The sequence below is a fragment of the Bacillus sp. WC2507 genome (assembly GCF_052656125.1).
In genome coordinates this window covers 1,982,444-2,007,035 of record NZ_JBQXPN010000001.1, presented here as the reverse complement: position 1 = coordinate 2,007,035, position 24,592 = coordinate 1,982,444, and the positions used below count along the sequence as shown (strand labels likewise).

Sequence of the window (24,592 nt, the reverse complement as noted above, 5' to 3'; positions counted from 1 at the left end):
TAATCAAAACCAGTCACAAACGGTTATAAGCAACAAAAAGAAACCCATTTGATATAACAATCAAATGGGTTTCTTTTCTCGATTCACCTATAAAGAAGCTTTATATATACTTAAAACATCATCTTTATTTAATTTTTTAAAGTTACCAAATTCACCATAAGCCATCGCTTTATCCGCCATTAAATCAATTTCATTTTCCCCAATACCGTAATCAGCTAACGTTACTGGCGCCTCAATTGAAGTCCAAAATTGACGTAACGCCTCAATTCCTTCTAACGCAATTTCTCGATCAATCTTTCCATCTGTTTTTACATCGAATACGCGAATAGCGAACTGTTTAAAACGACTTACATTTTTATCTAGAACATGCTTCATCCAGTTCGGGAATAGAATTGCAAGGCCACCCCCGTGTGGTATATCATGAACCGCAGAAACTGCGTGCTCAATATTATGAGTTGCCCAGTCTCCTTTTACTCCCATCGCTAAAATGCCGTTTAACGCCATCGTTCCGCAATATAAAATGGTTTCTCTATGCTCATAATTTTCTAAATCACTTAAAAGCTTAGGAGCAGTTTCAATTACTGTTTTTAAAACAGATTCACAATAACGATCTTGTAATTCTGTATTTGTTCCATGATGGAAATATTGCTCTAATACATGTGACATAATATCTACCATACCGTAAATTGTTTGATCCCTCGGTACAGACGCAGTATGAACTGGATCTAAAATCGAAAATTGCGGGAAAGTAACTGGGCTACCCCAGCCATATTTTTCATTCGTTTCCCAGTTTGTGATTACAGAACCAGCATTCATTTCAGATCCTGTTGCCGCAAGAGTAAGTACCGTACCAAATGGTAACGCCTCACTAGCAAATGCTTTTTTCGTTACAATATCCCATACATCTCCATCGTACTTACTACCAGCTGCAATTGCCTTCGTACAGTCGATTACACTTCCTCCGCCAACCGCTAAAATAAATTCAACACCATTATCTTTACAAATTTGAATCCCTTTCTTTGCAGTTGATACACGCGGATTTGGTTCAACACCTGTCAATTCAAATACTTCCGCATTTATATCTTTTAAAATAGAAATTACATTATCATAAATACCATTTCTTTTAATGCTGCCTCCCCCGTATACGAGAAGAACTTTTTTACCAAACTGTGGAATTTCAGTTTTCAACTGTTCTAATTGACCTTTACCGAAAATAAGTTTCGTTGGATTACGAAATACAAAATTTTGCATATTCCTTTACCATCCCTTCTATATGAAAAGCAACTATACTTTTGTATAACATATTTTTTTCATTTCACAAAAATATTTGCCTAATAAAAAACCCCAGCCTACAGGCTGAGATTTTTTATTGATAATAAGGTGAGATCATTAAGTAAACAATAACACCAGATAAACTTACATATAACCAAATCGGCATCGTCCAACGTACAATTTTACGATGACGTGTTAATTGATTTGTAAAACCAAATACAAGCGCAAATAATGCAAGTGGTACAATGATTGCTGCAAGGATAATATGTGTAATTAAAATAATGAAGTACACATATTTAATGAATCCTTCCCCACCAAAATGTGTTGCTGGCGCCAAGTAATGATACGATAAATAAGAAACACAAAATAGCAACGTCGTTGTAAATGCTGCCAGGATGAAACCACGGTGCATTTTCACATTCTTTTTAATAATAGAGTATAACGCTGCTAATAAGAATACGAACGTAAAGCTATTAAAAATTGCATTTAACATTGGTAAAATTGTTACATCAAAATGTACTTCTCCTTCATAGCCAACAGGTCCAAAGAACAAAAATAAAATAATCGCATTTACAATTACAGAAAGCGTTATCACAATAGGAGCATAGCTTTTCTGATTTGTTGATTGATCCACCAAAATGGTCACTCCCTCTTCCTTCAAATATGTATACGTAACCTCACTATTTTAACATACTATTCACAGTGTAAATGTGACAATAGTTTGACACAGTAAGACAGAGCAAAGAAAAAATCCTTCTTAACAAAACTTCTTAAGAAGGATTTTATCGCTTTATTATTTAAATAGCAATGTAATTAGTTTTTGTTAAAAAACGTATTGCTATATGCTTGATAAATTTCAGACACTTGATATCCCATTAAAGAAATTGCTGTTAATGAAAAGAAACCAATCATAAGAAATCGAAACCACATATAAATCTCCTCCTTGTATTTAGCTTATAAAGCAGTCGCTATATTACAAGTTGAGTGGTACTCTTCATCGTCACTTTCCTTTTTCTTTACAATTGCTGTTATAAATCGAATCATAAAGAAAATTACAAAAGGAAATTGTTCGTAATTTACCTTGGCATAGTTCAGCAACGGCTCGCGTTGCACATCGAACGGAGATGAGAAGGAATAGAACATACCTTGCTCTTCCATATATACAATTACAATTTTCATACAAAATACTATTCCTAGAAACGAAACAATATCTTGCCATTCTGTCGTATATAACAGGTTATACAGCTCTAATACGTACTCTTCCATCATCATCCCCCCTTCCTTTTTTACCATTCTGCTCGCCTTCGTATAAAAAGTCAAGAAAAAAGTTTATATTCACTATGACAATAGTAATTACTCTTTTCTTTACTTATATATGAATCTTTTCTAGCAATGATTGGATGTACCTTTTCTTCAAAAACAAGAAATTAGAAGCGAACGGATTCTTCATCCCTACTTTTTGGATACAACACTGTACTATTTTTATTTCTATTAAAAATAAAATAAGAAATTATTATAAGAATAGTAACAAGCATCGTTAATAGTGCTTGTGAACGTAAAGATTCAATTGCAAGCATTGCAACTAAAACTGCTATAATAACGGCAATTGTAACATACGTTACACACGGAAAAAGCCACATTTTCACTTTCAAATTTTGTTGTTCCGCTTGTCCCATTTTTTTACGTATCTTTAAATGTGAAATTGCTATAACGAGATAAACGAGTAACGCAATCCCGCCAGATGCATTCACTAAAAATAAAAATACTTTATCTGGAGATATGTAACTAAAAACAACTCCAATGTAAGCAAAGAAAGTTCCAAATAAAACCGCTCGAACTGGAACACCACTACTGTTCAATTTCAAAAATACCTTTGGAGCATCTCCTCTTTCTGCCATCGAAAAAAGCATTCTTGAGTTTGTATATAAACCCGAATTTAAACAAGAAAGTACGGCTGTTAGAACAATAAAATTCATAATTTGCGCTGCCGCAGGTATTCCTATATGTTCCAGTACCGCTACGAATGGACTTTTTAGTATGTTTGCTGAATTCCATGGGAGGAGTGTAACGACTACAGCAATAGAACCAATAAAAAATACGAGAATACGCCAAATCACACTATTTGTTGCTGTTTTGACTGCTTTTACAGGTTCAGCAGACTCTCCGGCTGCTACCGCAACAATCTCAGATCCCATAAATGAAAATATAACGACGGTAATTCCAAGTAGCACCGAACTTATACCATTTGGCATAAATCCTCCTTGCCCTACTAAATTCGAGGTGCCAGGTGCTTCCGTTCCTGGTACAAACCCTAAAATAACAGCTAGTCCAAGACAAAGGAACAAAACAATACTTATTACTTTAATAAAAGAAAACCAATATTCAAACTCTCCAAATGATTTCACCGAAAAAACATTTGTCAACGTTAATAAAATCGTTAATATTAGGCTTAATAACCAAAGTGGAATTTCTGGAATCCAGTATTGAATAATACCAGCACCTGCTGTAGCTTCTATTGCAATAACAATTACCCAGAAAAACCAATATAGCCACCCAATTGTATAACCTGCCCATGGACCAATTGCTTCTCTTGCATATGTTGCAAATGACCCACTTGTCGGGTTAATAGCTGCCATTTCCCCAAGCATTCTCATAACGAAAATAACTAGAAGTCCTGCTAATGCATATGAAACGATAGAACCTGGCCCTGCTGAATGCACAACCGCCCCACTTCCAACAAACAAACCGGCTCCTATTACGCCACCGATTGAGATCATTGTAATGTGGCGTATTTTAAGGTCTTTCTTAAGATTTTTATCCAACTCTTATACATCCCCTTCCAAACTTAATTTTGAAATTTATCCCGCATTAACAGGCAGTAAGACCCCCATCTCAAAATTCAGCGGAAGCAATGAAGTTAGGTGGGGATCTACTGCCCGTAAAATCCCGATTGGTGAGGGCTGATAATCAGCGGGGGATGAACAAAACCCCCACTGATTAAAGTTTCACTTTATGTAAGAGTATTATGCGAAAAATCTTGTCCTATACTTTAAAATATATCAAAATATTCTGAATTTAACAATCGCAATTCGACCTCCTTCAGAAATTATTACATTAGGTTTAATAATTTTCCATATACAATTGTTGAGAAAATTATAGTCACCTTACAAAAGAATGAATTTTCAGATATTATCAAATAAACAAGATTATACATCTAGACAACTTTTTGTATAGGAGTGTTGATATGTTAAACAAGTTCAAATTCATTTGTTGTACTTTAGTAATTTTCTTACTGCTACCGCTAGCTCCCTTTCAAGCACAAGCAGCAAACAATTTAGGATCAAAATTACTCGTTGGATACTGGCATAACTTTGATAACGGTACTGGCATTATTAAATTAAGAGACGTTTCACCAAAATGGGATGTAATCAATGTATCTTTCGGTGAAACTGGGAGTGATCGTTCCACTGTTGAATTTTCTCCTGTGTATGGTACGGATGCAGAGTTCAAATCAGATATTTCTTATTTAAAAAGCAAAGGAAAAAAAGTAGTTCTTTCCATAGGTGGACAAAATGGGATCGTTTTACTTCCTGACAATGCCGCTAAGCTACGTTTTATTAATTCCATACAATCTCTGATCGATAAATACGGTTTTGATGGAATAGATATTGACCTTGAGTCAGGAATTTACTTAAACGGAAATGACACTAATTTCAAAAACCCAACTACTCCTCAAATCGTAAATCTTATTTCAGCTATTCGGACAATCTCAGATCATTATGGTCCAGATTTTCTATTAAGCATGGCTCCTGAAACAGCTTATGTTCAAGGTGGTTATAGCGCATACGGAAGCATCTGGGGAGCATATTTACCGATTATTTACGGAGTGAAAGACAAACTAACATACATTCACGTTCAACACTACAACGCTGGTAGCGGGATTGGAATGGACGGTAATAATTACAATCAAGGTACTGCAGACTACGAGGTCGCTATGGCAGACATGCTCTTACATGGTTTTCCTGTAGGTGGTAATGCAAATAACATTTTCCCAGCTCTTCGTTCAGATCAGGTAATGATTGGACTTCCTGCAGCACCAGCGGCAGCTCCAAGTGGCGGATATATTTCTCCGACTGAAATGAAAAAAGCTTTAAATTATATTATTAAAGGGGTTCCGTTCGGAGGAAAGTATAAAATTTCTAACCAGAGTGGCTATCCTGCATTTCGCGGTTTAATGTCTTGGTCTATTAATTGGGATGCAAAAAACAACTTTGAATTCTCTAATAATTACAGAACATATTTTGATGGTCTTCCCTTGCAAAAATAATAAAAAACAACAATAGGTTATAGGGCCTATTGTTGTTTTTTATTTATGTAAATTACTTTTTCACTTCTACATGATGAAAAGATTCTTTTTCATCTCTTACATAACTATTCACAAGACTTAAAAGTAATTTACCACCAATTAACATCGCTCGTTCATCAAAATCAAATTGAGGATGATGATGTGGATATGTCGCTCCTATTTCTTCATTACCCGCACCTGTGAAGAAAAATGCTCCAGGAACATGTTCTAAGTAGTATGCAAAATCTTCTCCCCCCATAATAGGTGGTACTTCCATGACCCTTTCTCTGCCAAGATTATGTTCCGCAACCGTCATAAAATGACGTGTTTCATCTACATGATTTATTAATATTGGATAGCCTCGTTTATATTGAATAGTAACTTCAGCATGAAGAGACTGACAAATCCCTTCAACAACTCGTTTAAATTCCTTCTCCATATATTCTCTCACTTCAGGATCTAGCGTTCGAATGGTCCCTGTAAATGTAGCAGTATCTGCAATAATATTATCTGCTTGACCAGCATGAAATGTGCCTACTGTTAATACTGCAGATTGAAGCGGATCTACTTTTCTACTCACTAAAAGTTGTAATTGATTAATAACTTGCGTTGCAACGATAATAGCATCTACAGTATGATGCGGCATACCTCCATGACCACCTCGCCCTTGAACCTTCACTTCAAAAGAATCAGCTGCTGCCATCATTGCTCCAGCTTTCGCTCCAACCATTCCTAAAGGCATTTGAGAAGATAAATGTGTTCCAAACACAACATCTACACCTTCTAAACACCCATCCTCAATCATAGCAATTGCTCCGCCAGGCTCTTTCTCTTCTGCATGTTGATGTATAAGAACTATTTTTCCAGAAAGCTGATCTCTATGGTCACTTAATATTTTTGCAACTCCTAAAAGTGTTGCTGTATGTCCATCATGCCCACAAGCATGCATTACGCCAGGAACCTTTGATTTATATGAAACTTGCTTTTCATCTTGAATAGGTAGCGCATCAAAATCAGCACGTAACGCTATCGTCTTCCCAGGTTTTCCACCTTCAATTACGCCGATTATCCCTCTTCCTCCAACATCTGTTGTCACATTAATATGAAAGCTTTTTAAGATTTCAGCTATTTTTTTCGATGTTTCTATTTCTTGAAACGATAGCTCTGGGTATTGATGAAAATCTCTTCGCCACAAAACCATTTGGTTATATAAACTTTCCAATTCTTTATGCCATGTTTCTATCATAGAAATGCCCCTTTCTTTTTTAACACTTTAAATAAAAATTACATAATATTCTGTGTTTAATCAATAAAAAAAGAACTTTCTCTGAAAGTCCCGCTACCATTCTAGTCACTATTTTGCTTCAATACAAAAACTGAAAGTTCAGGTACACTCCAAAATCTAACAGGCATCCTAGTAGTCCCAATGCCACGATTTACATATAAATATAACGGCTTACTCTTCCCCTCTACTTCATACATACCTTCAACATAGTTCTCAGCTAGTTTGGTAGTAATTAACGGACCTACAAAAGGAATTTGGACTTGTCCTCCGTGACTATGTCCTGACAGTTGAAGATTAACTGGGTAACGATTGATTTTGGTTACAACATCCGGCTCATGTACTAATAACATGTTGAAATCATTTTGTTTCAAGTTTTTTAAAGTTGAATCTATTTGCGGCTTCCCTAATAGAAAATCATCCAAACCTGATATTGTAATATATTTGCCGTTTTCCACTTTAATTTTCTGCACTTCATTTACTAACACAGAAAAACCAGCTTCCTCCATATACTTTTTATAAAATAAACTACCTCCCCCGCCCCTATCATGATTCCCAAACACAGCATATTTCCCTAAGGGCGCATGTATTTTCTGTAAAATACCTTTCGCCTCTTCTCTTTCGGCTTTATACGATCCAAACTTATCTATTAAATCCCCTGTAAAAACTACTACATCTGGATGTAACGCATTCATCTTCTCCACCAAATTTTCTAGTTGTTTCAGTGTAAATTCTGGCCCTAAATGTACATCCGAGAATTGTAATATTTTCTTATTATTAAACTCTTTAGGAATTGTAGAAGCTTCTATTTCATTCCACGTAACTGTTACTAGTTTCCGTTCTATTTCTGTCGCATAGAAATACAAACTTATTGAAATCATTACTATGCTTATGAAACTGATTATAAATATCTTGACGATTGATTTTTTTTGTTCTTTTTTCACATGATGCGTATGCATGTTCTCACCTCTAGAAGTACTTTAAAGCCTTATTGTTACATTAATGTGACAACACGAACATTGTTAGTTATATCCAATTCTATCTCCATTCACTTTGACAAATTTATACAGAAGTCATAACATATTTTTATAATACGTAGATTCTTAGAAATATTACATCTATTCATTTCATCATCTTATTAAGGAGAGATTATTCATGTCTGTATTTACACCAGAAGAAATTACGGAACTTGCTGCTAATTCCGGAAGAAAAAAAGCTCATTTATCATTACTCCCTATGTTAATTCTCGGTTTTTTTGGTGGTGCTTTCATAGCATTAGGGTATTTACTCGATATTCATGTTATTGGAACAATGCCAAAGTCTTGGGGATCATTTACTAGTTTTCTAGGCGCCGCTGTATTCCCAATCGGTCTTATACTCGTTATTCTTGCAGGTGGTGAGTTAGTAACTGGCAATATGATGACCGTTTCAATGGCGTGGCTCCACAAAAAAATTGACTTATTTCACTTCATACGAAATTTAGTTATGGTTACGTTTAGCAACTTCATAGGTGCTATATTCATTGCTTATTTTTTCGGTCATATCGTTGGATTAACAGAGGGCGCTTTTTTAGCGAAAACAGTTTCTATTGCGCAAGCTAAACTACAAGATACACCACTGCAAGCCTTCATTTCTGCAATCGGATGTAATTGGCTCGTTTGTTTGGCTGTTTGGCTCAGTATGGGAAGTAAAGAATTTATCGGAAAGATTATCGGCATTTGGTTCCCAGTTATGACTTTTGTTGCGATTGGATTTCAACACGTTGTAGCCAATATGTTTGTTATCCCAGCTGTAATTTTTGCCGGTCGGTTAACTTGGAGTGAATACTTTCCAAACTTCATTTTTGTTTTCTTTGGAAACTTAGTAGGAGGCATGTTGTTTGTAGCATTACCTTATTTCATATCCTATAATAAGAAACTCCCTTCCAATAAAGAGCAAACTGCATTAAAGAAAAAATCTGTATCCGCTTAAATTAACTGTCTATACAGTGGCTCTCAAAAAATATTACAAATTTCATTTTTTTTACGAATATATGTGCGTACACTTGTTCTCGAATGTTTTATACGTTATAATAACAACTTAAATAGCATTATTTACATATGAGGTGAAAAACATGAACAAAACAGAATTAATTAAAAACGTAGCACAAAATGCTGAGATTTCTCAAAAAGAAGCTACTGTAGTTGTACAAACTGTAGTAGAATCAATCACTAACACTTTAGCTGCTGGTGAAAAAGTACAACTTATCGGATTCGGTACATTCGAAGTTCGCGAAAGAGCTGCTCGTACAGGCCGTAACCCACAAACTGGTGAAGAAATGCAAATCGCAGCTTCTAAAGTACCTGCTTTCAAAGCTGGTAAAGAACTAAAAGAAGCTGTAAAATAATGAAAAATAGCCTTCTCGTTTACGAGAGGGCTATTTTTTTCATTACATAATTAATAAAAATCTGACCATTATGCTGTTTCTTTTGTTCCTTTATGCAAATAAAACCTTTACTTTCAAAGAAAGGTTTTGCTGTAATACTCGCCTCTGTATAGATCTCCCTATGCCCCAAGATCACTGCTTCTTTTTCTAACTTCTGTAGTATGTATGAGGCTATCCTTTTCCCTTGATAATCTTTATGCGTAAATAAACGATCTACGTAATGTTCATCATTATAATCCCCAAATCCCACTATCACACCATTATGATCCGCTACATAACTAATATTCTTTTCTAAAGACTTTAACCAACTTTCTCTATCTAGTCGATCTGGTGCCCATGCCTGTAACTGTAATACGTTATAATCTTTTGCATTAATTGTATGAACTGTTTCATAGAATACATGTAATACTTGTTCTAAATCCTCTTTATGGAATGTTCTAATGATCGTACCTTTTAACATTTATGAACCTCCTTACTAAACTATCATTTAACTTTTCTACCATCTAGTATTCAATATTTCTGCTTTATTATATCTTTTTTCTTTCTATATGAACAAAAAACAATACTTATTTCAAAGTATTGTTTTTTGGATAAAAGCATATTCAATTACTCTATAGATTTAAAGTCTTATTATTTTAATTTCACTCTTTGCAATCGTAATGCATTTAATACGACCGATACAGAACTAAATGCCATCGCCGCTCCTGCAACCCAAGGTGCTAAGAAACCGAACGCTGCAATCGGGATTCCTAAGCCGTTATAAGCTAGTGCCCAGAATAAATTTTGCTTAATATTTCTTATCGTCATCTTACTCATAAAGATTGCATCAGCAATACTATTTAAATCACCACGGATTAACGTAATATCTGCCGCTTCCATCGCTACATCTGTTCCTGTTCCAATTGCCATACCGATATCCGCCGTTGCAAGAGCAGGAGCATCATTTATTCCATCTCCAACCATTGCTACTTTCTTACCTTGCGCTTGGAGTTTTTTCACTTCTTCTGCTTTTCCTTCTGGTAATACTTCTGCAATTACGTGATCAATACCAACTTGCTTAGCGATGGCCTGAGCAGTTTGTCTGTTATCTCCTGTAATCATAACAACGTCTAGACCCATTTTCTTAAGTCTTGCGATAGCTGCTTTTGAAGTATCTTTTACAGTATCTGCAACAGCCACTATACCAGCATATTCTTTATTGATTGCAATAAGCATTGCTGTTTTTCCTTCTCGTTCTAGCTCTTCCATTGATTTAGAAACTTCTTCAATATCAATATCGAATTTCTTCATTAGTCGACGTGTACCAATTAATAATTGTTTCCCTTCTACAACTGATTCGATACCGAATCCCGGAATCGCTTCAAACGTTTCTGAACTTGGCATATCAATTTTCTTTTCTTTAATTCCTTCTACAATCGCTTCTGCAAGTGGGTGTTCAGAGTTTTTTTCTGCCGCACCTACTAAACGTAGTATTTCCTCTTCATGGAATCCATCTGCTACGATTACATCTGTTAACACCGGCTTCCCATTTGTCACAGTGCCTGTTTTATCTAAAATAACTGTGTCTAATCGATGCGTTGCTTCTAAATGCTCCCCGCCCTTAAATAAAATACCATACTCAGCCGATCTTCCTGATCCCGCCATAATAGATGTAGGCGTTGCAAGACCTAATGCACATGGACAAGCGATAACAAGTACGGCTATCATTTTCTCAAGTGCTCCGCCAAAATCACCAGGTGTAACAAATAGCATCCACACTGCAAATGTGATAATTGCAATCACAACTACAACCGGTACGAAAATACCTGAAATTTGATCTGCTACCCTTTGAATAGGCGCTTTTGAGCCTTGAGCCTCTTCTACTACTTTAATAATTTGAGCTAATGCAGTATCTCTTCCTACCTTAGTTGCTTTCACTTTTAAAAACCCATTTTTATTTATTGTAGAACCTATTACTACATCCCCAATTGTTTTATCAACTGGAATACTTTCACCTGTCAACATCGATTCATCTATTGCTGACTTTCCTTCTACAATTTCCCCATCTACCGGGATTTTTTCGCCAGGTTTTACATAAACGATATCACCAGCTACCACTTCTTCAATTAAAATTTTTATTTCTGTTCCATCTCGTACAACAGTAGCAGTTTTCGCCTGTAATCCCATTAATTTTTTAATTGCCTCTGATGAGCGTCCTTTTGCTTTCGCCTCAAATAATTTACCTAAAATAATTAATGTAATCAGTACTGCGCTCGTTTCAAAATACAAGTCTGTCATATGTTCTGAAGAACCAATTGATTGAATACTTAAATACACACTGTAGAAATACGCTGCAGACGTTCCAAGTGCAACGAGAACATCCATATTGGCGCTTTTATTACGTAACGCTTTATAAGCTCCAACATAAAACTGCCCACCAATGATAAACTGAACTGGAGTTGCAAGAGCTAGCTGCACCCAAGGGTTCATAAGCATATCAGGTAAATAAATAAACGATGTAAATGAGAAGTGACTTACCATTGCCCACAGTAACGGGAATGATAAAATAAAAGAAATGATAAATTTCTTCTTTTGTCGCTCAATTTCTTGTAAGCGATGATCAGTTGATCCATCTTGCTTATCTGATTTCACTTCCAATTTATATCCTAATTTCGTAATTGCACTCTTCATTTCATTTACATGAATTTCATCAGGATTAAAATCTACTGTAGCCGATTCCAAAGCGAAATTTACTGTCGCTCCGTTCACGCCTTCTAACTTATTTAAACGCTTTTCTACTCTATTCGCACATGCTGCGCATGTCATCCCAGAAACAGTAAACTCAGCTTTATCACTTACAATTCCATATCCTAACGATTCAACTTTTTCCTTAAATTGTTGTGGATTTGTTTTTTGGGGATCATACATTATTTTTGTTTTTTCAAGTGCAAAATTTACATTTGCATCATGAACACCTTCTACTTTTTTCAAGCCTTTTTCAATTCTATTCGCACATGCCGCACATGTCATTCCTGATATTTGAAGATTAGCCTCTTTTTGTTCATTCATATCTCTCACCTCTATATACCCTCATAAGGTATAATTATTAGCAAAATAAATCGTACTTCCTATAAAGTACGATTTATTTCCATATCTAAAAATAATTATTGAACATCGTATCCTTGATCTTCAATTACAGCAATGATATCTTTTAACGTTACAACTGATGAGTCAATAGTAACTTCAACAGTTCCTTCTGCTAATTGAACTTTCACTTGTTCAACACCGTTTAGTTCTTTTACACTGCTTTCAATAGAATTTACACAATGTCCACAAGACATACCTTCAACTTGTAATGTTAACTGTTCCATTTAAAATCCTCCTCTTGTTTCTTCATTGTTTGTTAATCACAATTACATCTTACCATACCCCCCTAAGGTAATCAATGGTTTTATATCATGATTTTTCAATTATTTTTCAAAAGTTTATTTTGCATACACTTTTTCGCACCAATACCCCGAAATCCTGTATAAAGGTAAACAAAAAAACAAGCCAGTTACATACTAGCTTGTTTTTACGCTTTTGAAAAACGTTCAAATACTGTCATTAATTCTTCAATTGCTTCGTCACCATTACCATTTTTAATGGCACCTGAAACACAATGACTTGTATGGTTTTTTAATACACCCATTCCTACTTTTTTCATCGCTGCATTAATCGCTGAAATTTGCACTAAAATATCCACGCAATAACGATCATTTTCAATCATATTTTGAATACCGCGGACTTGCCCTTCAATTCTCTTTAATCTATTTATAATTTGTTCTTTTTCTTTTTCTGATCTATGTGTTACTGCTTCATGCTCTTTATGATCCATATTATCACCTTCTTAAAGTTTCTCTTCATCCAATAAAACAATTGCTTTTACGAGTATACCAATTATAGCATTAAATATCTACGTATGATACCCCATAAGAGTATATTTACGCTTTATGCTTATTCTTAACAACTTATTAGCTTCTCAGTCTCAATTATCATGATACCCTTTCCTTTTTTCAAAAAACAATAATAAGCGGGGATTGTCCATCCCCACTTATTATTCATCCACAAATATAAAAGCCTCAATTTTCACACGTGTAAATTGAGGCTTCTTTCTTCTTATATATAATTATTGCTGATCACACACTTTTGTATCATTCACTACTGAAGTTCCTTCAACGGTTACCGTATGAAAACAGTCATTTACACGAACTGTCACAACATTATCTTGCCGATCAATAACATGATATTCATCAAAATTTTTATTCAAAGCACTGCGAATTTGTTCTCCTTCATAAATTGGAATGCCATGTGATAAAACCCAAATAAGCCCAGCGATAGCAAGAATAGTTTTCATACGATCTACCTCCTTGAGAATATAGTGAACTTTTAATCCGTGCTTTTTCAGCTCTCCTAATCATGACCGGAATGAATCAAGCCTTTTTGGAAATAAGTTCATTTCGTCTATTTTATGTTTATGCTAATTGTGACCGAATTGTGACAACTTTTTGTCTCTTTAGACGAAAAGTTGAAACAAAACTTTCAAAAAGGACAATTCTACTTGCACAAACAAAAGGCTATGGAGAATTTCCCCATAGCCTTTTGTTTACATTTTATTAGACAATCATTTCATTATGTTTAATGTTCAGTGTTTCAATTTGAATTGTAGCATGTTCAATATGGAACTCTTTTTTTAGCATATCAATAATATGTTGAAGTACTTCTTGATCATCCTGTTTTTTATCAATCATTACATGGACACTTAATGCATCTAATCCAGATGTAATTGTCCAAATATGAAGGTCATGTAAATCACGTACACCTTCTACTCCTTTAATCGCTTGCTTCACTTTCTCTAGTTCAATTGCAACTGGTGTACCCTCCATAAGTATATGAATGGAATGTTTTGTTACTCCCCACGCGCTCTTTAAAATTAATAAAGCTACAACTACTGAAATAATTGGATCTGCAATATACCATGAGAATAATGACATAAGTGCACCCGCAACTAATGCTCCCACTGATCCTAAAGCATCTCCAAGAACATGTAAATACGCGCTACGTAAATTCACGTTATTTTTTACATCACCTTGTCTCATAAGTGCCCATGCACTAATTAAATTTGCTAGTAAACCAATTGTCTAGTTGAACTCTCGCTTTTCATTAACACTGTTATTTCTTTCGTTGCTTGTTCATAAATCATCTTTATTCCCCCCAGATTTATGGGATTGTTTCCTCTAACCATTCCATTTCATAATAAAGTGAAACTTTATTGTAAAAGAGGAGGCTAAAAAATGAGCTGGAATGATTGTACTGTACATACGTATGAACGAACAATTCCGTTGAAAATCCCTGGATATTTTACCCTTTATGACATGATGAATCATTTTCTACTTACTACATTCCCTAAAGAAAATATGAATCCAAATTTACTAGTAATAGGTGCTGGTGGTGGACAAGAAATTCTCTCAATAGGGAAACAAAATAGCAACTTATCTTTTACAGGTGTTGATCCATCTGAAAGCATGCTACAGTTAGCTAAAAAAAGAATTGAAAACGAAAGCATACAAAATCAAATTCACTTTGTACATGGAACTGTTCATTCATTATTAACCAATCCATTATTTGACGCTGCTACTTGTATGCTTGTTCTTCACTTCATCCCAACTTTGAAAGAGAAACAAGAGTTACTTAATGAAATTAGTAGTCGCTTAAAGCCCGGTGCTCCATTCTTTCTCTCTTCAATAAATAGTATACCCCATACAAGTATGTTTTCTGCACAATTAAATGCTTGGCGCAACCATATGATGCAAAATCAAATCCCATTAAAAGATTGGGACCGATTTGAAAATTCTTTTGAAACAGAAATATTTCCTATTTCCGAAACAAATCTACTAACTATTATGGAGGAATGTGGCTTTACTCAAATCACTCGCTTTTTCACTAGTTTTTTAATTGATGGATACGTTGCTTTTAAACAATAAGAAAAAAAGGTAAGCAATTGCTTACCTTTTCCCTCTTCTATACGTGACTAATAAACCTTAACCCTTTACTTAAAGAAGTCGGCACAACAGATGCATGGTTCTCCCCTTCAGCCTCATAAAACGTAAATCTAAACTGATCGTGTTTTACTTGGAGAAGGCGCTCTGACAATTCGTTTGCCCCTACAACCATATGCTCTCGTTCTAGTGACCCAACTGTAAGAAATACTCCCGTTTCAAACTTGGCACTGTTTAATTCATTTATAAGATTCTCTTCTTTTTCAAGTACAGATTGGTTATTCCACCAAATAGATGGACTACTAATAAAATAATTTTGAAAGGCATTTACGTTTGTAAATAGTATATGTAAAGCAAATAAACCACCTAGCGAATGCCCAAATAACGTTTGTTTTCCTTTATCAATCTCAAAATCATTTTCGATTTGAGGCTTCAGTTCTTCTTCTATAAAAGTAAAGAAGTTATGCGCTCCCCCTGTTTTAGGCCACGGTTTGCCATCTGGTTTTAAAGGCGCATCTTTTGAAATTATGCTAGGCGTAAAATCATAGCATCTTTCTTCACCTGAAAATGCCCCTTCAATTGGATAACCAATACCTACTATAATAGCTGGTGAAACACCTGTTTTTTCTGCTCTAACTGATTGTATTTTAACCGCTTCATGGAATGTTTGAAAAAAGGCATTGCCATCTAATACGTATATAACAGGATATCCTGACTCTGGTGCTGGCTGCCTTGGCTTTGAAATATGAATTTGATATTCCTTGCCTTCTAGTTTTGAATACATTTTCCACTGCTCTGTATTAGATGTTATAATCTGCTGTTTTTCAATAGTAGTATTCATCTTATATCCCCCCTTCTTAACTCGTTACATATATTTCTACTTTCTCTTCTTGAGATACAACGCTATCGTATCCAAAACAAACAGGAGACCCATTATACGGATCAACCATGACGCGCGCATCAATATGAAATACTTCTTTTAACACTTCATTTGTAATGATTTCTTCTGGGCTACCAGTTGTAACGATTTCCCCTTCCTTCATTGCAATAATTTCATCTGAAAACCTTGCTGCATGGTTAATATCATGCAGTACCATAACAACCGTACAATTATGTTCTTTATTTAACTTCTCCACAATTTGTAATACATCTAATTGATGAGACATATCGAGATATGTAGTTGGTTCATCTAGTAGTAACACTTCTGTCTCTTGTGCTAAAGCCATCGCTAGCCATACCTTTTGTCTTTGACCACCTGATAAATTTGCAATTTGTCTCGTTCGAAATGCAGAAGTTTTCGTTATATCTAATGCCCAGTCAATCATCTCTTTATCTTTTGAAGTTAACTTATTTACGTTATTTCGATGTGGATAGCGTCCATAAGAAATTAATTCTTCCACTTTAAGTTCTCCTGGTGCAATTGGAGTTTGCGGGAGTAAAGCTAACTGCTTCGCAATTTCTTTCGTTGGAATTGTATTTAAATCCTGTCCTTGCAAATATACTTTACCGCTCTTTTGCTTTAAAATTCTTCCCATTGTTTTTAACAGTGTCGATTTACCGCACCCGTTTGGCCCTATAATTGTCGTTACTTTTCCTTCTTGTATTTCCACATTTAAATCGCGAAACACTGTAAGCTTTTCATAACTCGTTTCTAAATTTTTTGCACTTAAAATACTCACTTTTATTCCTCCTCTTACGCTTTCGCCTTATAAAGTAAATATAAGAAATACGGTACACCGACAATAGAAATAACGATCCCAACAGGTAACTCTACAGGGGTAAAAATTGTTTTTGCAATAAAGTCTGAAGCTATTACAAGGAACATTCCGATTACTCCGCACGTAGGAATGATATGCTTATGCTGAATACCAACAAGTCTTTTCGCTATATGCGGTGCCATTAAACCAATGAAACCAATACTTCCTGAAACTGCAACACATGCACTTACAAGTCCGATACTACTTAGTAGTAAAATAGATTTCTCTCTTTCTACTGAAACACCTAAACTTGTAATACTCGTTTCTTCCAATTGAAATAAATCTAATAAATAAGCTTTCTTTTGTATAAGCGGAATTAATATGATAAGCCACGGCAACATAGCAATAATATACTTCCAGTTTGCATTATATATACTTCCTGACACCCAAACTGCGGCCATCTCGAAATCAGTTGACTTCATTTTGAGTGATAAATACATAGAAAATGCTCCAAATCCTGATCCAATTGCAATCCCTGTTAATAAAAGACGCTGCGAATCTAACTTACCGTTTTTCCAAGAAAACAGATAAATGATGATAGCTGCACCTAATCCACCGACTAAACCAAACATTGGCATCATCATAATAGAAACCCAGTCTGTGCTCTTTAATTGTCCTTGAAAGAAAAACATAAAAATGACGATTGCTGTTCCTGCTCCGGCATTTACTCCTAAAATACCTGGGTCTGCCAATCCATTTCTCGTAATCCCTTGAATTACAGCACCTGCAACGCCTAGGCCTAATCCTACTAATCCAGCAATTACGATACGAGGAAGACGAAACTCAAAAATAACTAAATCATGGTCTGGTACTGGATCTATTCTAAAGAGTGTTTTAAATACATCTGTAATCGTAATGTCAAACGTACCATTCGTTAAACTAATATAAATAGCACATAGTATTAAAAATATAATAATCCCCATCGTCATTCCAAAACGTTGACTTGAACTTTTAAGCATGTCTCTCTCCTCCTCTTGTACGGATTAAATAAAGGAAGAAAGGAATTCCAATTAAGGAGGTGACGACTCCAATTGGTGTTTCAAATGGATAGTTTACAAATCTACTTAAAATATCACATAATGCTAAAAAAACGCCGCCAATAACGCCTGCACATGGCAAAATCCACTTATAATCTACCCCAATTATAAAGCGAGTAATGTGCGGAATAATTAAACCTACAAAACCAACTTTCCCTACTAAAGCAACTGCTGTTCCTGTTAAAAAGATAACTGATAAAATTGCCATCGCTTTAACTAGTTTTGTACGCTGCCCTAGATTAATAGAAACTTCTTCTCCTAAAGAAAGAATGGTAATAGATTTTGATATTAACAACGCTAAAATTATTCCAATTATCCCAAACGGTATCGTGATTTTAATGATATTAGGATCCACTTGGTCTAACTTTGCATTAAACCAAAAACTAACATTTTGAGAAATTTGGAAATATGAAGCCATTGCAGCAGATACACTGCTTAAAAATGTTCCAATAACTGTTCCGATAATCGCCAACCTAACTGGTGATAAGCCATTTTGAAGGAGCGAACCAAAACCAAACACGATACCGGCTCCTAGTGCAGAACCAATCATTGAACATATCACCATACCAATAGATGACATTCCTGGAAGGAAAATCATACAAAGTGTAATAACAAAGGCTGCCCCATCCGTCACACCCATAATAGAAGGGGATGCAAGATAGTTTCTTGTCATCCCCTGCATAAGTGCTCCTGATATGGCTAGAAATGCTCCGACTAAAAGAGCTGCAACTACCCTTGGTAAACGTGAAGTAATAATAATATTATGATTTACATCACTTGAATCAAAATGAAATAATGCGTTCCACACTGTTTCAGCATCAATACTTTTCGCCCCATACAAAATAGAAAGTATAACTGTAAATAAGATGAGTATGGGTGCTATACATAATATAGTCACTGGTACTGCATTTGTTTTCTGCATATCATTCAACGCACCTTACTTATTGTATTATTTAGATAAACTTTTCACTGCTTCTTTTAAGAATGCTGTTTTACTCCAAGCAGTACCACCTTGTGCCATTGGATCTACAACGTTTACAAATACTTTCTTTTCTTTCGCAGCATTCATACTTTGCCAAATTGGATTCTTTTCAATTTCTTCTAGCACTTTCGGGTTTTTATTTTCAGTTGTCTCATATTGTAAGAAAATATAATCCGGGTTAAGTTCAGCAAGTTTTTCAAATGAAATTTTCTCTTGTGCTTTTACAGTTTTCAATTGTTCTGGAGCAGTTAGCCCAAGATCTTTATAAATTACCGGGTTGAAGTATACTCCTTCTGGATATAAGAATAATTCGTTTGCTCTTAGTCTGAGTACAAGTACTTTTTTGTCTTTTAACTTATCTCCTAGTTTTGCTTTTGCTTTTTCAGCATCCGTATTGTAATCTTTAATAATTTTTTCTGCTTTATCTTTTTTACCAGTTAATTCTCCCATTAGCTTTAAGTTATCTTCCCAATTTGTTGAAACGTGCGATACAGGGAATGTCGGAGCTACTTTCGTAAATTTTTCAGCTGTTTCTGCTGGGAATTTCGTACTTGATGTAATAACATCTGGTTTTAATTGCAGTAATGTTTCGAAATTTGGTTCCATTTTCTCACCAACAGATTTCGCACCTTCTAAATCTTTCTCAAGATACTTCGGTAATTTACCACCAACAGTAATGGCACCAACTGGTTTAATTCCAAGTACTGCTGCATCTTCCATTGACTCTAAACTAGCTGTCGCAATTTTATCTACTTTTGCTGGTACTGTATATTCTTTACCTAAATATGTAATTTTTCGTTTTTCGTCTTTTTTCGTTTCCGTAGCTTTTGTCTGCTGCTTCTGCTCGCCTGAAGTCTTATCCGCACTATTACATGCTGCAAGTCCTACACTTAAAACTGTAACCATCCCTAATGTAAATAACTTCTTATTCATCTTTATATATCTCCTCTCGAATTTTCAAAACTATATTCTCAATAAAATTTAACTATATGAAACTTGTCTTACATATATATTTCATTAGATTAATAATTCTATCCAGAACTCATTCTCGTTCACTTCCCCTAAGCTATAATTCTTTTACACCTCATCCATTGATAATCCTTTTCATTGATAATGATTATCGTTACTAAGTATATATTTAATATGCAATTATTTCAAGAAAGATTTGAAAAATTTTAACAAACTGAATTAAAAAAGAAGTATCCGCCTAATGTTAGGGGAATACTTCTTTTTTTAGAAATTTATATGTAATTCAACCGGGCAATGGTCTGATCCCATTACTTCACTACTAATTTTCGCCTCTGTTATTTGTTCTTTCATTCTCTCGGAAACAACAAAATAATCTAAACGCCATCCAATATTTTTTGCTCTCGCTCCCATACGATACGACCACCACGAATATGCGCCTTCCTGATCAGGATACAGATAACGATACGTATCAATAAATCCTTCTTCTAAAATACGTGTAAACTTTTCTCGTTCTTCATCAGAGAACCCAGGATTTTTACGATTACTTTTCGGATTTTTTAAATCGATTTCTTTATGAGCAACGTTTAAATCACCGCAAAAAATAACTGGTTTCTTCTCATCTAATCGTTTAATATATGCCCGGAAATCATCTTCCCATTTCATTCTGTAATCTAATCGTTCTAATCCTCGTTTTGAATTTGGTGTATATAACGTTATCATGTAAAAATCTTCGAACTCTAAAGTAATAACTCGTCCTTCTTGATCATGCTCTTCAATGCCTAAACCATAAGTAACAGAAAGCGGTTCTTTTTTCGAAAAAATAGCCGTCCCTGAATATCCTTTTTTCACAGCATAATTCCAATATGTATAATATCCCTCTAGATTTAAATCAATTTGCCCATCTTGTAATTTAATCTCTTGTAGGCAAAATATATCTGCATTGGATTCCTCGAGATATTCTAAAAATCCACCTTTTGCGATAACTGCACGCAAACCATTTACATTCCATGAAATGAACTTCATTTATAGCCCTCCTCTTGATGTTTATTTCCAAATTTCATGCTATCACAAAATAGAAAAACAATCATATTTTCACCTTTGTAATCTTGCTCTTACATTTGTGAATGCATACATACGTACATTATTCAGGTTATACTAATTTCAGGGGTGATGTTCTTTGCACAATGAAGGGTTTACGTTAACAAATGAGTATTGGCAAGCAATTATTCATAATGATTCTTCCTATGATGAAAAATTCTTTTATGCTGTGAAATCAACCGGGATTTTTTGCAGGCCATCATGCAAATCAAGAATACCGAATAAAAACAATGTACGAATTTTTCTTCATGCAGAGCAAGCATTAAGTGAAAAATTTCGTCCATGCAAACGTTGTAAGCCAAATGGGATCACTTTACCTAATGAAGAGTGGGTAGAACAAATTAAAGATTATATCGAAAAGCACTTTGACGAATTATTAACTCTCGACATACTTGCTGAAATGTGTCATGGTAGCCCATTTCATTTACAACGCACTTTCAAAAAAATGACAGGAATAAGTCCAATAGAATATATACAGCAGTTCAGGATTGTTAATGCAGCAGAACACCTTTTACAAACAAATCAATCCATTAAAGAGGTTAGTACTGCTGTCGGGATAGCAAACCCAGAGTATTTCGCAACTTTATTTAAAAAGAAAACCGGATTTTCTCCTACTGAATATCGAAAAAAGAACGAAATGAAAGAGGGATACAATAATGAATTCCCACAAAAATAAATTTATATATTGGACGCTAATTATACATGAAAATTGGCAATTTCATATTGCTGCAACTGAAAATGGACTATGTTTCATTGGTTCACAAGACGAAAGCCTTGAAGAATTAAATATATGGGCTAGAAAAAAATTGCCACAACATATATTGACCTGTAATCCAGATTATCTACAAACATATGCGAAAGAAGTTATCGAGTATTTAGAAAATAAACGAGAAACTTTTACTTGTCCTATCGATGCTTACGGAACTGATTTTCAATTATCGGTTTGGAATACGGTACGTGAAATTCCTTATGGGAAGACATATTCTTATTCAGAAATTGCCGAAAGAATTCAAAAACCTACTGCTGTACGTGCTGTTGCTACTGCTATTGCTGCCAACCCTCTTCTCATTACAATTCCTTGCCATCGTGTTATTGGAAAAAATGGTAAACTAACCGGCTTTAGAGGTGGATTAGAAATGAAGCAAAAATTGCTTACATTAGAAAAGTCGCAGGTAAAATGCATATGACAGCAAAATATACTAGTGCATTAACTTTAGCAGTTCCGACAGAATTTAGTTTCCAAGAAAATTTACACTATTTATCACGTTCTAACAATGAATGTATGTTCCACATTGAAGATAACAAAATTTATAAAGTTATCCCTGTTCACGATGTAAATCCTTTAGTTGAAATTAGTATGAATACGGATGGTAATATTCAAATACGTTTTTTAGAAGAATCCTATACATCTGAAACATCGATACACGAAGCTGTAGCTAACTATGTGAAAGAGTGGTTTGATTTAACTACTGATTTAGCTCCCTTTTATACATTAGCTAAACATGATGTACTCCTTCAAGGACCGATTGAACAATATTATGGTCTTCGTACTTTAGGTATTCCAGATTTATTTGAGGCACTTTCCTGGGGAATTATCGGTCAACAAATTAACCTCACATATGCTTATACGCTAAAAAGAAGGTTAGTCGAACATTATGGAAATTATGTAGAATGGAACGATAGAAAACATTGGATATTTCCTTCTCCTAAAACGATTGCTAATTTACACGTAGAGGATCTCAAAAAGTTAAAAATGACGACTAGAAAGTGTGAATATTTAATCGGTATTGCAAAGCTTATTACAGAAGGAAAACTATCAAAAGAATCTTTACAGCAAATACAAGATATGAAACAAGCTGAAAAACAATTAACTGCTATACATGGTATAGGACCTTGGACTGCCAACTATGTTTTAATGCGCTGTTTACGATTTCCTTCCGCTTTTCCAATTGACGATGTTGGTTTGCATAATGCAATTAAATGTATAACAGGTTCCGAAAGTAAACCGACTAAACAGGAAATAAAAGATTTTGCGGCAAATTGGATTAACTGGGAGTCTTACGCAACTTTTTATTTGTGGCGAGTACTATACTAAAAAACCAAGTAGCACATCTGCACTACTTGGTTCTTTTTTAAGCTTGTTCTTCGAATCGTCTTGCGATTTCTACAATAACTTGAACAGCTTTTTCCATCGTATCTACCGAAACATACTCAAATTTACCGTGATAGTTTTCACCACCAGTGAAAATATTCGGCGTTGGTAATCCCATATATGATAATTGTGATCCGTCTGTTCCACCACGAATCGGATGAATGTTTGGTTCGATATTTAAACTTTTCATCGCTTCATATGCAATATCAACAATTTCTCTCACTGGTTCAATTTTTTCAAGCATGTTATAGTATTGATCATTCATTTCTAAAACGACTGCATCTTGTCCATATTTCTCTTGCATTTGCTTCACAATATTTTCAACGTTATGTTTACGCGACTCAAAATTTTCACGATCAAAATCTCGAATAATATAATACGCTTTACTTTGCTCTACATCACCATTTAAAGAAAGTAGATGGTAAAATCCTTCATAACCCTCTGTATATTCCGGTGCATCTTCTACTGGTAAATATCCATTAAACTCCATAGCAAGTTTAGTTGCGTTACGCATTTTATTTTTCGCTGTTCCAGGATGTGTATTCGTTCCATTAAACGTTAACTTAGCACCTGCAGCATTAAAACTTTCATACTCTAAACCACCTAATGGACCTCCATCCATCGTATAAGCACATGATGCTCCAAACGCTTCTACATCAAAATGCGCTGGCCCACGGCCAATTTCTTCATCCGGCGTAAATGCAACTCTTATTTTCCCATGCTTAATTTGTGGATTATGTATTAAATAGTTCATTGCAACCATAATTTCAGTCAGACCAGCCTTATCATCTGCACCTAGAAGTGTCGTACCATCCGTTGTAATAATGGTATGCCCTTTATAAGATGGTAATTCTGGGAACTGTTCTGGTGTTAACACAACATTTAGCTCTTCATTTAACGTAATCGCATTTCCGTCAAAGTTTTCATGAATTTGTGGTTTTACGTTTTTCCCTGTAAAATCTGTTGCCGTATCTAAATGTGCTAAAAAGCCGATTACAGGAACATCCTTATCCGTATTAGCAGGAAGTGTTGCCATTACATAACCGTTATCATCCATCGTTACTTCTGTTAACCCAATTTCTTTTAGCTCTTCCACTAATAACTTTCCAAACTCAATTTGCCCAGGTGTTGTTGGAACTGTATGACTTTCTTCATTTGATTGTGTATCAATTTTTACATATCTCGTAAATCTTTCAATAAGCTCTTGTTTCAAACTCGTTCACTCCCTTTTATATTTCTTTCTTCATTATAATCCT

The 24,592-nt window shown here is 34.9% G+C and carries 25 protein-coding genes and 1 pseudogene; 7 read left to right on the top strand and 19 right to left on the bottom strand.

Annotation, left to right across the window (positions count from 1 at the left end):
* Nucleotides 1-87 precede the first annotated feature (87 nt).
* The 4 genes from ACUN28_RS10725 to gabP all read right to left on the bottom strand — a co-directional run bounded on the left by ACUN28_RS10725 (nucleotide 88) and on the right by gabP (nucleotide 4,094).
* Nucleotides 88-1,251 (bottom strand): iron-containing alcohol dehydrogenase, encoded by a 1,164-nt coding sequence (locus ACUN28_RS10725; protein WP_016086703.1) that lies wholly within the window; start codon nucleotides 1,249-1,251, stop codon nucleotides 88-90.
* 115 nt (nucleotides 1,252-1,366) lie between these two features.
* Nucleotides 1,367-1,909, bottom strand: coding sequence for a DUF420 domain-containing protein (locus ACUN28_RS10720; RefSeq protein ID WP_000228316.1), 543 nt, complete (start codon nucleotides 1,907-1,909; stop codon nucleotides 1,367-1,369).
* 317 nt (nucleotides 1,910-2,226) lie between these two features.
* The gene (locus ACUN28_RS10715) at nucleotides 2,227-2,565 is read right to left on the bottom strand and encodes a hypothetical protein (RefSeq protein ID WP_116329153.1); all 339 of its coding nucleotides are present in this window, start codon (nucleotides 2,563-2,565) and stop codon (nucleotides 2,227-2,229) included.
* 134 nt (nucleotides 2,566-2,699) lie between these two features.
* Nucleotides 2,700-4,094 (bottom strand): GABA permease, encoded by a 1,395-nt coding sequence (gene gabP, locus ACUN28_RS10710; RefSeq protein WP_016086701.1) that lies wholly within the window; start codon nucleotides 4,092-4,094, stop codon nucleotides 2,700-2,702.
* A 422-nt stretch (nucleotides 4,095-4,516) separates the two neighbouring features.
* On the opposite strand from gabP, the gene ACUN28_RS10705 reads away from it, so the two are divergent.
* Complete coding sequence (locus ACUN28_RS10705) at nucleotides 4,517-5,599, top strand: chitinase (protein ID WP_016086700.1); 1,083 nt, start codon at nucleotides 4,517-4,519, stop codon at nucleotides 5,597-5,599.
* Between the two features lie 52 nt (nucleotides 5,600-5,651).
* On the opposite strand, the gene ACUN28_RS10700 is transcribed toward ACUN28_RS10705, so the two are convergent.
* Both ACUN28_RS10700 and ACUN28_RS10695 read right to left on the bottom strand, forming a co-directional pair.
* Nucleotides 5,652-6,863, bottom strand: coding sequence for a M20 metallopeptidase family protein (locus ACUN28_RS10700; protein WP_016136798.1), 1,212 nt, complete (start codon nucleotides 6,861-6,863; stop codon nucleotides 5,652-5,654).
* A 101-nt stretch (nucleotides 6,864-6,964) separates the two neighbouring features.
* On the bottom strand, nucleotides 6,965-7,858 hold the full coding sequence (locus tag ACUN28_RS10695; protein ID WP_016086698.1) for a metallophosphoesterase: 894 nt from the start codon (nucleotides 7,856-7,858) through the stop codon (nucleotides 6,965-6,967).
* Nucleotides 7,859-8,054: 196 nt separating this feature from the next.
* Here ACUN28_RS10695 and ACUN28_RS10690 point away from each other — a divergent pair, with 196 nt between their 5' ends.
* Together ACUN28_RS10690 and ACUN28_RS10685 are read left to right on the top strand one after the other, a co-directional pair.
* The gene (locus ACUN28_RS10690) at nucleotides 8,055-8,870 is read left to right on the top strand and encodes a formate/nitrite transporter family protein (RefSeq protein ID WP_016086697.1); all 816 of its coding nucleotides are present in this window, start codon (nucleotides 8,055-8,057) and stop codon (nucleotides 8,868-8,870) included.
* A gap of 142 nt (nucleotides 8,871-9,012) precedes the next feature.
* A complete protein-coding gene (locus ACUN28_RS10685; protein WP_001043904.1) occupies nucleotides 9,013-9,285 on the top strand; it encodes an HU family DNA-binding protein in 273 nt (90 codons plus the stop codon).
* Between the two features lie 19 nt (nucleotides 9,286-9,304).
* On the opposite strand, the gene ACUN28_RS10680 is transcribed toward ACUN28_RS10685, so the two are convergent.
* The 6 genes and pseudogenes from ACUN28_RS10680 to ACUN28_RS10655 form a co-directional block, all read right to left on the bottom strand.
* Nucleotides 9,305-9,784, bottom strand: a complete 480-nt coding sequence (locus ACUN28_RS10680; RefSeq protein WP_016086696.1) for a GNAT family N-acetyltransferase — start codon at nucleotides 9,782-9,784, stop codon at nucleotides 9,305-9,307.
* 170 nt (nucleotides 9,785-9,954) lie between these two features.
* Nucleotides 9,955-12,372 (bottom strand): heavy metal translocating P-type ATPase, encoded by a 2,418-nt coding sequence (locus ACUN28_RS10675; protein WP_016086695.1) that lies wholly within the window; start codon nucleotides 12,370-12,372, stop codon nucleotides 9,955-9,957.
* Between the two features lie 95 nt (nucleotides 12,373-12,467).
* Entirely contained in the window at nucleotides 12,468-12,674 is a 207-nt protein-coding gene (copZ, locus tag ACUN28_RS10670) for a copper chaperone CopZ (protein ID WP_016086694.1), read from the bottom strand.
* A 203-nt stretch (nucleotides 12,675-12,877) separates the two neighbouring features.
* The gene (locus tag ACUN28_RS10665; RefSeq protein WP_000349637.1) at nucleotides 12,878-13,180 is read right to left on the bottom strand and encodes a metal-sensing transcriptional repressor; all 303 of its coding nucleotides are present in this window, start codon (nucleotides 13,178-13,180) and stop codon (nucleotides 12,878-12,880) included.
* A gap of 291 nt (nucleotides 13,181-13,471) precedes the next feature.
* A complete protein-coding gene (locus ACUN28_RS10660) occupies nucleotides 13,472-13,699 on the bottom strand; it encodes a hypothetical protein (RefSeq protein WP_016086693.1) in 228 nt (75 codons plus the stop codon).
* A gap of 259 nt (nucleotides 13,700-13,958) precedes the next feature.
* Nucleotides 13,959-14,483: pseudogene (locus tag ACUN28_RS10655) on the bottom strand (cation diffusion facilitator family transporter); the annotation flags it as partial.
* A 153-nt stretch (nucleotides 14,484-14,636) separates the two neighbouring features.
* Here ACUN28_RS10655 and ACUN28_RS10650 point away from each other — a divergent pair.
* Complete coding sequence (locus tag ACUN28_RS10650; RefSeq protein WP_016086691.1) at nucleotides 14,637-15,326, top strand: class I SAM-dependent methyltransferase; 690 nt, start codon at nucleotides 14,637-14,639, stop codon at nucleotides 15,324-15,326.
* A gap of 37 nt (nucleotides 15,327-15,363) precedes the next feature.
* On the opposite strand, the gene ACUN28_RS10645 is transcribed toward ACUN28_RS10650, so the two are convergent.
* The 6 genes from ACUN28_RS10645 to ACUN28_RS10620 all read right to left on the bottom strand — a co-directional run bounded on the left by ACUN28_RS10645 (nucleotide 15,364) and on the right by ACUN28_RS10620 (nucleotide 21,109).
* A complete protein-coding gene (locus ACUN28_RS10645; RefSeq protein WP_016086690.1) occupies nucleotides 15,364-16,182 on the bottom strand; it encodes an alpha/beta hydrolase in 819 nt (272 codons plus the stop codon).
* A 16-nt stretch (nucleotides 16,183-16,198) separates the two neighbouring features.
* Nucleotides 16,199-17,020: an ABC transporter ATP-binding protein gene (locus tag ACUN28_RS10640; RefSeq protein ID WP_016086689.1), complete on the bottom strand. Its 822-nt coding sequence runs from the start codon at nucleotides 17,018-17,020 to the stop codon at nucleotides 16,199-16,201.
* Between the two features lie 14 nt (nucleotides 17,021-17,034).
* Nucleotides 17,035-18,057, bottom strand: a complete 1,023-nt coding sequence (locus ACUN28_RS10635) for a FecCD family ABC transporter permease (RefSeq protein WP_016086688.1) — start codon at nucleotides 18,055-18,057, stop codon at nucleotides 17,035-17,037.
* A complete protein-coding gene (locus ACUN28_RS10630) occupies nucleotides 18,050-19,057 on the bottom strand; it encodes a FecCD family ABC transporter permease (RefSeq protein ID WP_016086687.1) in 1,008 nt (335 codons plus the stop codon). Before ACUN28_RS10630 ends, ACUN28_RS10635 begins: the two co-directional genes overlap by 8 nt.
* A 27-nt stretch (nucleotides 19,058-19,084) precedes the next feature.
* Nucleotides 19,085-20,050 carry an iron-hydroxamate ABC transporter substrate-binding protein gene (locus ACUN28_RS10625; RefSeq protein WP_016086686.1) on the bottom strand — a complete coding sequence of 322 codons (966 nt, stop codon included), beginning with the start codon at nucleotides 20,048-20,050 and terminating at the stop codon, nucleotides 19,085-19,087.
* A gap of 300 nt (nucleotides 20,051-20,350) precedes the next feature.
* Nucleotides 20,351-21,109: an exodeoxyribonuclease III gene (locus ACUN28_RS10620; RefSeq protein ID WP_016086685.1), complete on the bottom strand. Its 759-nt coding sequence runs from the start codon at nucleotides 21,107-21,109 to the stop codon at nucleotides 20,351-20,353.
* A gap of 154 nt (nucleotides 21,110-21,263) precedes the next feature.
* On the opposite strand from ACUN28_RS10620, the gene ACUN28_RS10615 reads away from it, so the two are divergent.
* The 3 genes from ACUN28_RS10615 to ACUN28_RS10605 are packed head-to-tail and all read left to right on the top strand — an operon-like array spanning nucleotide 21,264 to nucleotide 23,279.
* On the top strand, nucleotides 21,264-21,860 hold the full coding sequence (locus tag ACUN28_RS10615) for a bifunctional transcriptional activator/DNA repair enzyme AdaA (RefSeq protein WP_016086684.1): 597 nt from the start codon (nucleotides 21,264-21,266) through the stop codon (nucleotides 21,858-21,860).
* The gene (locus ACUN28_RS10610; protein WP_016136799.1) at nucleotides 21,841-22,371 is read left to right on the top strand and encodes a methylated-DNA--[protein]-cysteine S-methyltransferase; all 531 of its coding nucleotides are present in this window, start codon (nucleotides 21,841-21,843) and stop codon (nucleotides 22,369-22,371) included. Before ACUN28_RS10615 ends, ACUN28_RS10610 begins: the two co-directional genes overlap by 20 nt.
* Nucleotides 22,368-23,279: a DNA-3-methyladenine glycosylase family protein gene (locus ACUN28_RS10605; protein ID WP_016086682.1), complete on the top strand. Its 912-nt coding sequence runs from the start codon at nucleotides 22,368-22,370 to the stop codon at nucleotides 23,277-23,279. Before ACUN28_RS10610 ends, ACUN28_RS10605 begins: the two co-directional genes overlap by 4 nt.
* A 37-nt stretch (nucleotides 23,280-23,316) precedes the next feature.
* Here the strand turns inward: ACUN28_RS10605 and pepT are convergent, their stop codons facing one another.
* Nucleotides 23,317-24,549, bottom strand: a complete 1,233-nt coding sequence (gene pepT / locus ACUN28_RS10600; protein WP_016086681.1) for a peptidase T — start codon at nucleotides 24,547-24,549, stop codon at nucleotides 23,317-23,319.
* Nucleotides 24,550-24,592: the final 43 nt, after the last annotated feature.

Bases quoted from the DNA above. Each gene is read 5' to 3' on its own strand.
- ACUN28_RS10625 (WP_016086686.1), bottom strand. From the start codon at position 20,050: ATGAATAAGAAGTTATTTACATTAGGGATGGTTACAGTTTTAAGTGTA.
- ACUN28_RS10715 (WP_116329153.1), bottom strand. From the start codon at position 2,565: ATGGTAAAAAAGGAAGGGGGGATGATGATGGAAGAGTACGTATTAGAG.
- ACUN28_RS10685 (WP_001043904.1), top strand. From the start codon at position 9,013: ATGAACAAAACAGAATTAATTAAAAACGTAGCACAAAATGCTGAGATT.
- copZ (WP_016086694.1), bottom strand. From the start codon at position 12,674: ATGGAACAGTTAACATTACAAGTTGAAGGTATGTCTTGTGGACATTGT.
- ACUN28_RS10705 (WP_016086700.1), top strand. From the start codon at position 4,517: ATGTTAAACAAGTTCAAATTCATTTGTTGTACTTTAGTAATTTTCTTA.
- ACUN28_RS10605 (WP_016086682.1), top strand. From the start codon at position 22,368: ATGACAGCAAAATATACTAGTGCATTAACTTTAGCAGTTCCGACAGAA.
- ACUN28_RS10690 (WP_016086697.1), top strand. From the start codon at position 8,055: ATGTCTGTATTTACACCAGAAGAAATTACGGAACTTGCTGCTAATTCC.
- ACUN28_RS10665 (WP_000349637.1), bottom strand. From the start codon at position 13,180: ATGGATCATAAAGAGCATGAAGCAGTAACACATAGATCAGAAAAAGAA.
- ACUN28_RS10700 (WP_016136798.1), bottom strand. From the start codon at position 6,863: ATGATAGAAACATGGCATAAAGAATTGGAAAGTTTATATAACCAAATG.
- ACUN28_RS10680 (WP_016086696.1), bottom strand. From the start codon at position 9,784: ATGTTAAAAGGTACGATCATTAGAACATTCCATAAAGAGGATTTAGAA.
- ACUN28_RS10645 (WP_016086690.1), bottom strand. From the start codon at position 16,182: ATGAATACTACTATTGAAAAACAGCAGATTATAACATCTAATACAGAG.
- ACUN28_RS10725 (WP_016086703.1), bottom strand. From the start codon at position 1,251: ATGCAAAATTTTGTATTTCGTAATCCAACGAAACTTATTTTCGGTAAA.
- ACUN28_RS10630 (WP_016086687.1), bottom strand. From the start codon at position 19,057: ATGCAGAAAACAAATGCAGTACCAGTGACTATATTATGTATAGCACCC.
- ACUN28_RS10620 (WP_016086685.1), bottom strand. From the start codon at position 21,109: ATGAAGTTCATTTCATGGAATGTAAATGGTTTGCGTGCAGTTATCGCA.
- ACUN28_RS10610 (WP_016136799.1), top strand. From the start codon at position 21,841: ATGAATTCCCACAAAAATAAATTTATATATTGGACGCTAATTATACAT.
- ACUN28_RS10675 (WP_016086695.1), bottom strand. From the start codon at position 12,372: ATGAATGAACAAAAAGAGGCTAATCTTCAAATATCAGGAATGACATGT.
- ACUN28_RS10695 (WP_016086698.1), bottom strand. From the start codon at position 7,858: ATGCATACGCATCATGTGAAAAAAGAACAAAAAAAATCAATCGTCAAG.
- ACUN28_RS10660 (WP_016086693.1), bottom strand. From the start codon at position 13,699: ATGAAAACTATTCTTGCTATCGCTGGGCTTATTTGGGTTTTATCACAT.
- ACUN28_RS10635 (WP_016086688.1), bottom strand. From the start codon at position 18,057: ATGCTTAAAAGTTCAAGTCAACGTTTTGGAATGACGATGGGGATTATT.
- ACUN28_RS10650 (WP_016086691.1), top strand. From the start codon at position 14,637: ATGAGCTGGAATGATTGTACTGTACATACGTATGAACGAACAATTCCG.